This is a genomic window from Pseudoalteromonas sp. NS-SX12 (genome assembly GCF_057367955.1).
The window spans coordinates 1,182,666-1,195,857 of sequence record NZ_CM170635.1 but is presented as its reverse complement, the minus strand read 5'-3'; the positions used below and the strand labels follow the sequence as shown (position 1 = coordinate 1,195,857).

Below are 13,192 nucleotides of genomic sequence, written 5' to 3'. Positions count from 1 at the left end.
TGTTTAAATTGATAAGGCGAGGTTACGCTCTCTTTATTCTTATCTCCTTTACATATGTTGATAACCCATCATTATTTTAAATCTTTTTTAATGCGGCTTAGCTGAGTCGGCGTAATACCTAAGTAACTGGCGATATGATACTGCGTTAAGCGGTTGATTATTGGGTTAAACTCTTCCAAGAAATTTAAGTAACGTTGTTTTGCTTCAAATTGCAAATAGCCGATTTCTTTTGGCTCTTTTTCAAGTAACCAATGGGTTTCAAGGTAATTAATATGAAATGCCATCAACTCATTATTTTCAAATAGCGCCTGACGAAACTGCTTAAAGCCTATTTCTAAAATCTCGCTTTTTTCGAGGGCATCAATTGCCATAAAGCTTGGCTTATTAGTAAGTAAAGCCGTCATACTGCCGGGAAAGCGCCCTTCAGCAAAAAAGGTTTTATTAAATGCATTGCCTTGCTCGTCAATAACATATGCGCGCATCAAGCCACGGTGCAAAAACGCAAAGTGGCTAGGAGTTTGGCCAATTTCATACAATACTTCGCCCTTTTCTACCGTGCGTAATCGCGTGCAATTTTTATAAGCTAAAAACGCTTCTTCGCTAAGAGGATAATAGTTGTTTAACGTGGTTTTAAGGTGAGATATTGCATCCAAAACAAATACAGCCAAATCGAAATAGTAACGCCAGTTTAACGCACTCACACTAGAGCGTTAAGCCATTGTTTATAAATAAATGACGCTTATTTATTTGTGGTTCCGTTACTTGTTAGCAATGCATTAAACCATCTCAATTCGCATCACTCCCCAACGCCACTCTTAACATTATTGTAACAAATTTCATTTAGCTTATACTGCTGGTTGATTTATCGTCAAAAACACGTTTAAAGGACACACTATGATTTACGGAAAATGGCAAAAGCTACTGCTTGCAAGTAGCCTAATGAGTGTTACAGGGGCGAGTTTCGCTACTGTAAACAATGGTGATTTTGAAACTTGGACAAGTAACACACCAAGTGCTTGGTCTACTATTGATAGCGGTATTACACTTGCACCAGAAAGCAATATTGTAAAATCGGGCAGTTATGCCGCAAAAGTAACGGTAAATACCGCATCGCAAAGTAGCACAGATATACGTCAAAGCGTTGCTGTTGAAGCGGGTCAAACCTATCAATTTTCTACTTGGGTTTATCACACTGAAGGCGGCATAAAAGCACGCTTAGTTGTTGATGGATATCAAAATTATTCTAATGCAGCCGTTACACAACAATGGCAGCAAATAAGCTACCAATATACTGCATCAACAACCACAAACATTGATGTGGGTTTGCGTTTTTATGATGTAAGCGGGTTCGATGGCAGCGAAGTGGTTTATGTTGATGCCTTTTTACCTTCTTCAGGCAGCACACCGCCACCAAGTACTGGCTGTAATGATCATAGCGTGTCACTGTCGCTACAAACCGACAGTTACGGTGAAGAAACAAGCTGGCAAATTACCAATAGCCAAAACAATGTAGTTGAATCTGGTAACGGGTATCAAGCAAACACCCAATACAACCAAGATATGTGTTTAGCATCAGGCGACTACAGCTTCACCATTTTTGATAGCTATGGCGATGGCATTTGCTGCAACCACGGTAGCGGCAGTTACAGTTTAACCAATGCAAATACTGTGTTAGCAAGTGGCGCAAGCTTTCAAAGTTCACAAACAACAGCGTTTACACTTGGCGGCTCAACCGACCCTGAACCTCCAACAACGCCAACAGGTTATTATGCATCAACCCAAGGGCTAACAGGTTTTGCGCTAAAAACCGAGCTACACAATATTATCAAAAATCATAATTCACGTGGCTACTCAGCTATTTGGGGATTTTACGATAGCGCATCACGCGATAAATATTTCGAGAACGACAACACCATTCTCGATAGATACTCAGAAAACCCAACTGGGCAAGATAGCTACAATTACATTGCTGTTACCAATCAATGCGGCACCTACAATAGCGAAGCCGATTGCTACAACCGCGAACACTCTTTCCCGAAAAGCTGGTTTGGTGGCAAAGTAGAGCCAATGAATTCGGATATTCACCATATTTTTGCAACCGATGGTTATGTCAACGCAAAACGTGGCAGCTATCCATTTGGTGAAGTCAGTAGCGCTAGTTTTGTGTCAAACAATGGCAGTAAACTCGGTAGCGCAGCCTCATCAACAGGCTATAACGGTACTGTGTTTGAACCGATTGACGAATTTAAAGGTGACTTTGCACGCGCCTATTTTTACATGGCAACGCGTTATCAAAACGTGATTGGCTCATGGCAAGGAAATAGCAGCAGCGCCAATGATGTGCTAAATGGTACGACTAATCAGGTATTTGAAAACTGGGTAGTGGCACTTTTATTAAAATGGCACAACAATGACCCTGTAAGCCAACTTGAGCGCGACCGCAACCAAGCGGCTTATGATTACCAAGGTAACCGCAACCCATTTGTCGACCACCCTGAATTTGTTGATATGATTTGGTAAAACGCCATTTTTCACGCAACAAGTAAAAGCAAAAAAAGCTAACGTATTCCGTTAGCTTTTTTCTTTAAAGTATGAGCACTAGCAGCTTGCATCCGCCGCTTTTACTGCACTACAGGCACTGCTGTCATCACTTTATTTGTTGTTTCTTGTGGCCCAACATTTGCTGCACCACCAAGAATGTAGAGATTACCTTTTAGCGTAACGCTACCGTGTCCATGAAGTGTGTTCGGTAAGCTAGCAAGCGCCGTCCACCTATCAAGAGCTGGGTCGTATTGCCATACAGAATCGAGCGCCTTGCCAGCGCGCCAATCACCATTATTTGCAAAGACTTCACCACCTGTAACAATAATTTTATCATCTACCACACTTGCCGAAAGCCCAGCAGCAGCAACGGGTAACGGCGCGACCTCAGACCACAAATCGGTGCTTGCGTCGTAAACTTCTACATTACTTAGTGCTTTCGCATCTTGCCCTGAAGTACGCCCACCAATCACATAAATTCTATCGCCAATTACCGCGCTTGCGGCCGAATTTCTGGCTATCGTGGGCGGTTTTGCTTGTCGCCAATACGCATTACTCACTAACACGTAATGCGATGTGCTATTGATGTGTTTGCCAGTGTCAGGTGACAGCGTTTTACCACCAATTACATGAATATTTTGCGAAACATTAGCATAAACCGACTCAGCCAATGGGATCGGCAGTGACGCACTCTTGCGCCAACGCTGCAAGTTACCATCTAGGCGAAATACCGAGCTCTGAATTTGCCAAGCGTTTTCTTTATTGCCAGTAAAACCACCAATGGCATATAAGTAATGATGATTACTTACCATACCGAGGTGATGTCTGGGCTCAGGTAAATCTGGGGCATTTTGCCAACGCGCTCGAGCAGGATTTAAAATAAATACCTTATCACTTGGCCCTAAACCAAAAAAAGAGGGTGTTTTAGAAGGCGTAAAACCGCCGCCAACCACAATACGTTCTTCAAATACCGCGGGATAAATTTCTTGTAACGCAATCGGTAATTCAGGCGCATCAAGCCACTGTATTTGCTGCGTAGTTCCAGTTGGAGAATCGGCTTGGTTTGCAGCAAGTGAACTGCTAAATAAAGCCATAGAAGTAAGTAGTAATAACATGTGACCGGCAGAAAAAAGACGCATCTAAATTCCTTAAAAAGTATTCTGTAGTTTGTACGTAAGCAACCAACTACAAGTTCATCTGTAATCAAATGATTAATAACTAGAATTAGTTATTAAAATACAGATATTTGTCACTTTATATTAAGCCGTAATTGAGATCTAGCTAAATCTAAACCCACTAAAGAAAGGTCATCAGTTAGGTACTCAATAAACACAAAAACGGCAATATTAGCGAGTGCGAAGCTCACTAATATTGCCGTCCAATTACACATTAACCTACAACGCGTGTTTAGTAAGATAGACTTTAAAGTCATCACAACCGCCAATATGCTCACCATCAATAAAAATTTGGGGAACCGTTTTACGACCACTTAACAACACCATTTGCTTAAACTCATGCGAATTGTGAGTGACATCAATCTCTTCATATTGCCAATTTAAACCATCCATCAATGATTTCGCCGTTTTACAGTAGGGACAATAATCTTTTGCATAAATCTTAATCTTGTTCATTGGAGGATTCCTGTTTGATTAAATTTCAATACCAAGTTTAAATAGAGGCTTACTCTAAGAACATGTCGCATCTGATTTAATTTATGTCTGAAAGTCCGAATATTTACCTAAATGATCCCGATCCGCTCAGCGTATTGCTAAAGCGTTTGTCGTTAAACGCCGAAGTGTATGTAAACGGTGATTTTTGTGGCACGTGGGCGGTCGATACATCAGGCAGTCGGCGAATACCATTTCACCTGATTGGTAAAGGTGAAGCGTGGCTACATATGGGCGATGAAAAGCACAAGTTAAACGCCCGCGATTTGGTTATTTTTCCTCATGATCATCAGCATATTATTGCCAACAGTGCAGCAAAACCTCAGCCGCATTTAATCAATGCGCCAATGAGTAATGATGGCGAAACCACCAATATGGTGTGCGGTTTTTTCGAGTTTAAAAACAGCCTTATTAATCCATTATTAGATGCAATGCCAAGTGTTATTCACTTGCCTGCAACACCCAATAACAGTAAAGCCCTTGCCCTCATTGATTTAATGATTGTTGAATTAAGTGAATCACGCGCTGGCTGCTACACGGTTGTTGATCAGCTTGCCTATTTATTGTTTGTTGAAGTGTTACGCGTACAAGTAGAAAGCGACAAACTGCAAAGCGGCTTATTGGTTGCGCTTTTTGACTCACGTATTGGTAACGCATTAAACGCTATTCACCAACAGCCAGAGTATAACTGGAATTTGGCACAGCTTGCAGAAAAAGCCGCCATGAGTCGCTCTAATTTTGCCGATAAGTTTAGCAAGTTAGTAGGCAGTAGCCCGATGAATTATTTAATAAAATGGCGGATGATCAACGCGCGAAAATTACTGATCACGAGCGATTTGACCATTGCCCAAATTGCAGAGCAAAGCGGCTATGAATCGGAAGCCGCATTTCGTAAAGCGTATAAACAACATCAAGGGCACGCACCTGGCAGTGTGCGAAGTGGTGCCCATTAACGATTACAGCTCACTAGGGTTAGTTAGTTCAACCGTTGGCCATAAATTATTCGCTTCGGAAATATGTTTAGGTACGGCTTTCGCCCATGCTTTGTAAACATCTTGGTTTTTATTTACAAACAATTTGCCATCAACAATTTCAAATGCCTTTCCGTCTATTTCAAACTTTTTACCAAAGGTCATGCCGTAGGCACAAAAACCACCATATTGTGGTGCGTATTTTTCTGGGTTTTGTGTAAATAAATCACGATTTTCGGCAGATTTAAAACGATAAATTGCATCGTTATAAACGGCTGTAAAATCGGCGCTACCTAATACCGGCTTGCCTTCAGTAAAATAACCAATCACATCGTGACCCGCTAAAATTACGCCGTTTTTGTCAGTTTCTGTGTCGTAGCCTGCTTCAGCAAAGCCAGAAAGGCCAATAAAAGCCACCGCCAAAATAGTTTTTAATGAATGAGAAAATGTCATAACACGTGCTCCTAATGCGTTTTTGTTAATGCATAGAAATGATACGTGCACTCATTTAGTCAAACTATATCCAAAAAAACTGAAATTATGTCCGAAAATCCGAACCTCACTTTCAGCTTTTTTGGCGGGTGGTTACTGTTTATTGTTGATTAAGGCATCAATTTTTGCCTCAAGGCGCAATATATCTTCTTTAGTGGCAAAGGTTTGCTCTGGCTTGCCTTCTTCTTCGTGCATTACTTGCATTGCATCAACAATAATACCAATAAACAAGTTAAGCACCGCAAAGCTGGTGATAATAATAAACGGCACAAAGAACAGCCAAGATTGCGGGAACAGCTCCATAGTTGGGCGCACAATCCCCATAGACCAGCTTTCTAACGTCATTACTTGAAACAAGGTGTACGCCGACGCACCAATACTGCCAAACCATTCTTGCATGTTCGCATCTGGGTGTTGGCCAAACAGCTTAGTAGCAAGTACCGCGTAAACATAAAAGATAATACCCAGTACACCAATTACCGACGCCATACCAGGCAGTGAGTGACCCAACGCACCAATTACACGGCGCATTTGTGGCACCACCGAAAACAGCCTTAAAACCCGTAAAATCCTAAACGCACGCAGTACCGATAACGCCCCACTGGTTGGCGCCCACGAAATGGCCACAATTAAGAAGTCAAACCAATTCCAGCCGGATTTAAAAAAGCGCAGCCGATACACAATCAGTTTAAGTGCCAGCTCTATGGTGAATATGATTAAAATAATAAAATCTAACGCGTGCAGTATGTTTGCGTTTTGCTTACCAAATTGTGTGGTTTCCAAACCTAACGTAACGGCATTAAATAAAATAACCGCCACTAAAAAGTTATTGAACAGCTTATTTTCAACTAAGGTTGTTAACTTAGAAAGAAAGGGATTTGTTGATTCCATTTAAGTGTAAATTTATAAACTAATTTATGATTTGCATAATCTGGTTTTAAAAGACGTTTTTCAAGCCTCAATCTAGCAATAACAAACAAATACAACCATTGCCACCAGCTTAAGTATGCCGAACATTTTAGGTATAGTAATTCCATCTTTCAGCATTTTGCAGTAAGCTGCTTCAACGCCAGAAATAAGTAACAACATTAGGAGTACGTGTTGAATAAACGAATTGAACCTGAACTATTTGGTAGTACGCCCGACCTAGGTCAGGTTGCGCAATCAAAAGAGCCGATTGCACAATCGAGTAAGCAAGCGCCAAGCGCGCCGCAAAACGTACCTGACACACCTGCCGTTAAAAAAAGTACCAATGTATTTACCTGGCTGGGTGCTATTTCCATCATTGCGTTAGCAGCAGGTGGATACACACTTTACCAACAAAATCTTGCAACCCAAGCTCAGCTTGCTGCATCAAATCAACGCATTGCTGAATTAGAAAGCGCACTTTCAGCAACAGGCGAAGAAATGGGTGAATCGGCAGGCGCCATTAAAGCCAAGGTAAGCGCACTTAGTAAGCGTACCGACGAACTTTGGACACAAATGGACAAGCTTTGGGCATCTGCGTGGCGACGCAACCAATCTGAAATTAAACAGTTAAAAGATCAAGCTAGCGACATCACTAAAAACCAAAAAACAGCGCAAGCAAATGTTAGCTCTGAGCTTAAAACACTGTCGCAAAACCATACTGAACTCACATTAAAGCTTTCGGTACTTGAAGAGCAGCAGCAAGCAACTAAAGCACTTAAAAATCAATTAGCTGCAGTGAATACCGAACTTGACCAAATAAAGTCTAAATCACAAGGCCGCGACGCCAAACAAGTTGAAATTGGTGGCAGCATAGCTGAATTAGAAATGACGCAAAATACACTCGCAGAGCAATTGCAACGCTTAGAGAGCAAACTTGCAGCAGCAAAGCCAGCTCAACTTTAGAGAATCAGGCAGCGAAAGGGCCAACGCATAGTTTGGCCCAGCTCTATAAACAAAATTAAGTCGCTTTAAAGGAATTACTGCGGCTCGCACAAGGTTGATACCCCTAACCTATACAAAACCAACTAAGGATAGTAACGGTGACAAATACGCTTACGGACAAGCCACAACACAGTATAAAAGTTAGCATAGTAAAACAGATTCCCACCATGCTGCTAGGCTCTTTACTGATAGGCTTGGGTATTTATTATCTTAAAATGGAGGTTGCTGTATGGGGCTTAATATTCATCGCCATGTGCATGATTAGCTACTGTTTTAATGCATGGCATTTTTACGCTGACGCTTTTGAGCTGAAAAAGAGTGTTATATCAAAGCGTATTAGAATAAATCATGCGGATTTACGCAGTGCAAAAGTAGTTGAAACCGATACTGGCCTTAAAGAATTACATTTCACCCATATTAAACACGAAGAACCTGTAAACGAGAAAATACCGCTTATGTCGTTTAGCAAAAAGAACATAGCCATTATCGAACAACACATCGCTGAGATAAGCCAAAAGCTAAATTTACCAAGCGCCATAAACTCATAACAAAAATTAACCGAGTTTAAAGCAAAGGTTTATCCGTTTTTATTCCGGCGAATTAAGTCAGCCCGCCTGGTAACGTGTTGTATTTGAGAGCAATAAAAATCAATTGTCTAACTAAGCCTTCACTTGGCCTATTTGCCTAGAATAAGATAATAAAATCAATTCTGACAGTTGCATATGTGCCACAAGCTGTCATTCGTAACGCCTTACTAATTGGCGCATAAATGCTTGGCTAAAATTAGCGACGAAGGAACACAAGCCAAGCGTTTAGCGTCCTTTTAAGTAACTTGTTAGGGTTACTTTTTGAAAATGAATTTATTAATTGCCCACAGGCAAGACAACAAAAGTGCGATTAAAACAACAATAATAAATACAGATCCAAGCTCTAGATGTAGTTGGTTAAAACGCCCAAAACCATTAAAGCTATTTTGTGCAAAAGAACATGCACCAGTTCCTAAATTATTCTGAGTAAATGTACCGCCACATAGGGTTATCGTAAGAGAGCTTACAACGGCGACACAAATTAATGTGACAATTGAAATAAACCTCTTAAATTTGCTCATTATGATGATTCTCGATGTAACCCTAAAGCCCGCATAAAATGCGGATAATGCTTGCCTATAATTAGCGAAGAATGAGCGCCAGCCAAGCGTTTGACGTCCATTCATTAATGCGTTTGTTATATGGCACTTACCTTAGATTTGAATTTAACGGGTTGCCATTTTTTATTAATGTAATGAGTTTTGAGCAATGTTGAGTTTTATCTTTATTCTCAGCATTCCAAAATAACCTTTTTTGCATTTTTAATAAGTGATCATATTCTGTTGATTTAGCTTTAACTCTATCAAGTAACCAGTCATGCTCGGCTAACCAGTTTGTAATTTCAGTTGGGTTACCACAAGGAATTACAGATGTTTCAATTATCGATAGCATCCAGGCTCCACCAGTACCAACTTTTCCACATTTTCCAGACTCAGTATCACAAATTTCATTTGCGTCAATTTGAGTTGAAAAGAACACTATGATGAAAAATAAACACCGAACCATATTTGTGCCATATAACGCCCTGTTAAGGGGTGAGCAACGCAATGCCGAAGCCGCCGCACACCACCTTAAACACTGAACTCAACGCATGGTAAAAATGTCACGCGTTGCGAATCCCTCTTGAACAGTTTGTTATGCGTTACTTTACCTCTGACAGCACAGAAATTCTTTGTAAATCTCTGCTCGGGAAATCAGGATCTACATACACGTACATGCGACTTATTAATTTTCCACTAAACTCAAATACACTACAAAAACGACCAGTGGATACATTATTGTCCGGCCAGGAAGTACCGTCACTCATTACACCTCCTTCCTGTCCTTCAACAATTACCTTGTTTCCAGCTGTTGTTATTTGAAAACCGTCTATGTCGTGCCAGATACTGTTCAATGAGCTACCAATTCTATTACCAAACTCCACTAAGGCATTCTTTCCTTTCGCCTGTCCAAATTTAGGAAAGAAAAAATCAACATCCTCTGAAAATAGATCCAGATAACTAGGATCACCCGCATCTACTTTCTCGAAATACTTAACTACTAGCTCTACTAAATCGTCTTGTTCCATAATTATTCTTACATCCATATTACTCTGACGCATAACGCCCGCATAATGGGCGGATAAAGCTTGGCTATAATAGCGAAGAATGAGCGTCAGCCAAGTTTTTGACGTCCATTCATTAATGCACTTGTTAGGTATAAATTTATTTACCCTCGATTTCTTTAGCCATTTTATTTATTTTTCTAGATAATTTTCTTAAAAAATCAGGGTCTGACGGAACTTCAATCTTTGCATATGATTTATCTGCATCTTCACCGCCGTATTGTATATAAGCACTTGAGGAATCATAGGTCATGTGAATACCACTTGGCTTAATCCATATTTTCTTTTTGTGGCCGACAACTTCCACTGAATAGCCTTTAGGTAGTTCTACGAAATGAGGTTTTTGAATTTTCAATTTTAACTCCTTTTAATTGTGACAAAATTTGATTTTATACCTAACGCCTCGCTTAACCGGCGCAAAATAGCAGGCTAAAATTAGCGACGAAGGAGCGCAAGCCTGCTGTTTTGCGTCCCTTGGTTAAAGCGTTTGTTAGCATTCAGCTTACTCCGAGCTAACACTCGGTAAACCTAACTTTTTAACTAACGTTGTAAACTGTTCTTTTGTATATGGCCCAAACACAAATTCGTCGTGCTCAGCAAACTTATGGTCTTTGGTTTTATCGATGTAATAAAAAGAACACGTTTTATATGGGCAAGCATAAACTGATATGTACTTTTTATTAGCATTCATATTTACAGGCTCATCAATACGCCCAATATATGAACCTTCACCAATGCTATAGCCTAACGTTTTTGCACCATCAATGTAATAGACTTCATACGGCGGTTCTTCCCAAACTGGGGAGCAACCAATGAGAGTTAGTGCCACCAAAACTAGAATTATTCTCACAAACTTCCCTGAATGCTAACAGTTTATTAAGAGGCAAGTTGCCTCTTTTTCTACCGCAACATCGCCTGTTTACATTCTAAAGCAATTTATAACACTAATAATTAGTTGTTACTAGTCAGGTAGTTATTTGGAAATTAACATTTTATAAGTTGCAGAAAACAGGCAAATTGCCTGTTAATTAAATTAAGGGGGAATAATTATTAATAAATGAAATACGCATAATTTTTACTTCTAAAAACGAAGAGTTTGATATGTGCATGGAGTAAGTAATTCAACGGCCGTTGTTCGCTCATTGCTACCGAGTACATGATTAAGTTCAAAGGGCTGCTTCTGCTAAGTACTAACTTGAGTGATTCTGCTACGGTTTAAAATTGCCAATAAAGCCTAAATAATAGGCTTTAATCGAACTCATATTTACGACAAAGGTTAGCTAAAAGTCCTCGACGCGACGACGTTATTTTTTGCTTCAACCAAATAGTATTACCTTACAGCTACAAGCGTTTGACCACTTCAACTATTCCAGACATTCCCTGGTTTATTTCTTTAAATATGCCATCTACACTGCTAATAAGTTGAACACCTTTTTTGGATTTTTCTTGTGCTGCTTCGATGTTATCACTCAAACGGAGGGTTAACTCTGTATTACTTTTTACTACATTGGCGATTTCTGAGGTGGAGTTAGATGTTCTAGCAGCAAGAGTGCGAACTTCATCAGCTACTACCGCAAAACCTCTTCCTTGTTCTCCAGCACGAGCCGCCTCAATCGCTGCGTTAAGTGCTAGTAAATTGGTTTGCTCTGCAATAGCGGATATAGTGCTCACAATCGCATTAATTTTTTCAGACTCATTATTAAGTTCTTTTATATCAATGAAGACGACATCGATATCGTTAGAAATATCGTCCATTGTAACAACGGTTTGCTGTAACATTTGCGTCGCTTCGGCGCTAACTTGTTCAGTTTCTGTAGATGTTGATTGAACTGCTTCAATTGTATCTTTAATACTTTGAGTTTGTTGGGTTACATCTGACACAAATTTAACAACCCTGTTGACACTACCATCCCTATTGAATATTGGGTGATAAGCGCCTTCTAACCAAAGGGTGTTTCCATTAGAATCTACACGCTCGTACAACCCACGTTGAATTTTACCTTCTCTTAACTCGTTCCAAAACTGCTTGTATTCTGGCGATGAGCTAATTGATTTGGGACAAAATATTTGATGGTGTTTACCAATTATGTCTTGCTCGCGATATCCAACAACATTTAAAAAAGCCTCTGTTACTTCTAGTATGTGGCCGTTTACATCAAAAGAGATCCCTGCCATCGCTCTCTCTATCGCTTCTAATAACCCTGCTTTTTTCATTTCCGCTTTTTGTAGCTCTGTAATATCAGTCGCTAACTTAACTACACTTGTAACTTTACCTTGTCCATCTAAAACGGGAGTATAAGAAGCTTCAATCCATACTGAACTGCCATCTTTTTTTATGCGCTCGAATCTATTTGAAGATGATTCGCCTCGTGCTAATTTATCCCAGAATTCTCGATACTCGTTTGAGCTGACTTCGTTAGGTGAACAAAACATACGGTGGTGCTGGTCAACAACTTCGCTCAGCTCGTAGCCAAGAGTAGATAAAAATAGCTCGTTAGCAGTAATGATCTTACCTTGCGGGGTAAACTCAATATAGGCAAACACTCGTTTAATTGACGTCATAACATTAAAGTCATGTTGGTAAGTTGGCGTAATGTTAGTTTGTTTGGCTTTTTCTTTTTTGTTCCAAAACATATAGTTCCCTATAATAAGTTAGGATCAAACTGGTTAACTTAATATTAGCAGCATTTTATTTTTTTAAGCCTTTTCTATCGTTTATATATTAAGCAAAATTTTTTAACGTGTTCTAAGGTAGAAATAAGCCTGATTTGAAACAATGTAATAAAAACTAAGGAGTCTACTTACCGCCTCTTAAACGCTCATATTGGTTTGTCAGGGACATTTAAACCTATTAGCCTAAACTGTCTGAGCAGATATTCCATATCAATCCCTTGAAACAGTTAGGTGTTATTGCGAATTGGTGTTAATTTTTCTCTAAAAAGTCTGGTTGGCCGTTATTATTTTTATCTTGTTTACCTTCTTGCTTGTCGGCAGTGCCGTCGCCGTCTGAGTCGTCATCTTGCCAGTTAAATTGGCCATCATTATCAGCATCAAGCAGCTTTACTGAGCGCGCTAACAAATACTCTAAGCCATCAATAATGCCATCGTTATCTTGGTCGTTTTTATTTACATCGCTCAATAGCCTGCGCTCTTTTCGGTCGTCAAAGGCATCGACATCCGTGTCGTGGAATACGGTAATTTTATAGCTTAAATCATCGCCACCCGCATAGTTGTTATCCATTACGCTTAGCTGATAACGACCCGCTTTAAACAATTGAAAGTGAACAACATAAGTGCCATCTTTTGAAAAGGGCTTCATAACATAGCTATCGATAACCAAGCCATCGGCATTTGAAATATACACTTGTGGAGAAAAGCGCTCTGCTTGTGTCGTAAAAAACGCAGTGATCATCGCTCCTT

Annotated in this window: 16 protein-coding genes; 4 read left to right on the top strand and 12 right to left on the bottom strand. The window is 40.0% G+C overall.

All coding sequences use genetic code 11. From position 1 onward, the window contains the following. Positions 1–71: 71 nt before the first annotated feature. Entirely contained in the window at positions 72–701 is a 630-nt protein-coding gene (locus tag AC2IOM_RS19685) for a Crp/Fnr family transcriptional regulator (protein WP_486359879.1), read from the bottom strand. Positions 702–894: 193 nt separating this feature from the next. On the opposite strand from AC2IOM_RS19685, the gene AC2IOM_RS19680 reads away from it, so the two are divergent. Next, positions 895–2,520: an endonuclease gene (locus AC2IOM_RS19680; RefSeq protein ID WP_486359878.1), complete on the top strand. Its 1,626-nt coding sequence runs from the start codon at positions 895–897 to the stop codon at positions 2,518–2,520. Between the two features lie 101 nt (positions 2,521–2,621). On the opposite strand, the gene AC2IOM_RS19675 is transcribed toward AC2IOM_RS19680, so the two are convergent. Then, a complete protein-coding gene (locus AC2IOM_RS19675) occupies positions 2,622–3,680 on the bottom strand; it encodes a Kelch repeat-containing protein (protein ID WP_486359877.1) in 1,059 nt (352 codons plus the stop codon). Positions 3,681–3,935: 255 nt separating this feature from the next. Further along, complete coding sequence (locus AC2IOM_RS19670; RefSeq protein WP_486359876.1) at positions 3,936–4,172, bottom strand: glutaredoxin domain-containing protein; 237 nt, start codon at positions 4,170–4,172, stop codon at positions 3,936–3,938. 83 nt (positions 4,173–4,255) lie between these two features. Here AC2IOM_RS19670 and AC2IOM_RS19665 point away from each other — a divergent pair, with 83 nt between their 5' ends. Then, entirely contained in the window at positions 4,256–5,161 is a 906-nt protein-coding gene (locus AC2IOM_RS19665) for an AraC family transcriptional regulator (RefSeq protein WP_486359875.1), read from the top strand. A 3-nt stretch (positions 5,162–5,164) separates the two neighbouring features. Here the strand turns inward: AC2IOM_RS19665 and AC2IOM_RS19660 are convergent, their stop codons facing one another. Together AC2IOM_RS19660 and AC2IOM_RS19655 are read right to left on the bottom strand one after the other, a co-directional pair. Beyond that, positions 5,165–5,632 carry a YHS domain-containing (seleno)protein gene (locus AC2IOM_RS19660; protein WP_138630656.1) on the bottom strand — a complete coding sequence of 156 codons (468 nt, stop codon included), beginning with the start codon at positions 5,630–5,632 and terminating at the stop codon, positions 5,165–5,167. 132 nt (positions 5,633–5,764) lie between these two features. Beyond that, positions 5,765–6,562, bottom strand: coding sequence for an ion transporter (locus AC2IOM_RS19655; protein WP_486359874.1), 798 nt, complete (start codon positions 6,560–6,562; stop codon positions 5,765–5,767). A gap of 210 nt (positions 6,563–6,772) precedes the next feature. On the opposite strand from AC2IOM_RS19655, the gene AC2IOM_RS19650 reads away from it, so the two are divergent. Both AC2IOM_RS19650 and AC2IOM_RS19645 read left to right on the top strand, forming a co-directional pair. Beyond that, positions 6,773–7,543: a hypothetical protein gene (locus tag AC2IOM_RS19650; protein ID WP_486359873.1), complete on the top strand. Its 771-nt coding sequence runs from the start codon at positions 6,773–6,775 to the stop codon at positions 7,541–7,543. Between the two features lie 137 nt (positions 7,544–7,680). Then, positions 7,681–8,130 carry a hypothetical protein gene (locus AC2IOM_RS19645; protein WP_486359872.1) on the top strand — a complete coding sequence of 150 codons (450 nt, stop codon included), beginning with the start codon at positions 7,681–7,683 and terminating at the stop codon, positions 8,128–8,130. A 293-nt stretch (positions 8,131–8,423) separates the two neighbouring features. On the opposite strand, the gene AC2IOM_RS19640 is transcribed toward AC2IOM_RS19645, so the two are convergent. From AC2IOM_RS19640 to AC2IOM_RS19610, 7 genes are all read right to left on the bottom strand, one after another. Further along, entirely contained in the window at positions 8,424–8,795 is a 372-nt protein-coding gene (locus AC2IOM_RS19640) for a hypothetical protein (protein ID WP_486359871.1), read from the bottom strand. A 22-nt stretch (positions 8,796–8,817) separates the two neighbouring features. After that, the gene (locus tag AC2IOM_RS19635; RefSeq protein ID WP_486359870.1) at positions 8,818–9,174 is read right to left on the bottom strand and encodes a hypothetical protein; all 357 of its coding nucleotides are present in this window, start codon (positions 9,172–9,174) and stop codon (positions 8,818–8,820) included. Between the two features lie 136 nt (positions 9,175–9,310). Next, positions 9,311–9,736 (bottom strand): nuclear transport factor 2 family protein, encoded by a 426-nt coding sequence (locus AC2IOM_RS19630; RefSeq protein WP_486359869.1) that lies wholly within the window; start codon positions 9,734–9,736, stop codon positions 9,311–9,313. 136 nt (positions 9,737–9,872) lie between these two features. Next, positions 9,873–10,127, bottom strand: a complete 255-nt coding sequence (locus AC2IOM_RS19625) for a hypothetical protein (protein WP_486359868.1) — start codon at positions 10,125–10,127, stop codon at positions 9,873–9,875. Between the two features lie 147 nt (positions 10,128–10,274). Beyond that, the gene (locus AC2IOM_RS19620) at positions 10,275–10,622 is read right to left on the bottom strand and encodes a hypothetical protein (protein ID WP_486359867.1); all 348 of its coding nucleotides are present in this window, start codon (positions 10,620–10,622) and stop codon (positions 10,275–10,277) included. A 491-nt stretch (positions 10,623–11,113) separates the two neighbouring features. Further along, on the bottom strand, positions 11,114–12,406 hold the full coding sequence (locus AC2IOM_RS19615; protein ID WP_486359866.1) for a methyl-accepting chemotaxis protein: 1,293 nt from the start codon (positions 12,404–12,406) through the stop codon (positions 11,114–11,116). Between the two features lie 289 nt (positions 12,407–12,695). Then, positions 12,696–13,184 (bottom strand): hypothetical protein, encoded by a 489-nt coding sequence (locus AC2IOM_RS19610; protein ID WP_486359865.1) that lies wholly within the window; start codon positions 13,182–13,184, stop codon positions 12,696–12,698. Between the last annotated feature and the right edge of the window lie 8 nt (positions 13,185–13,192).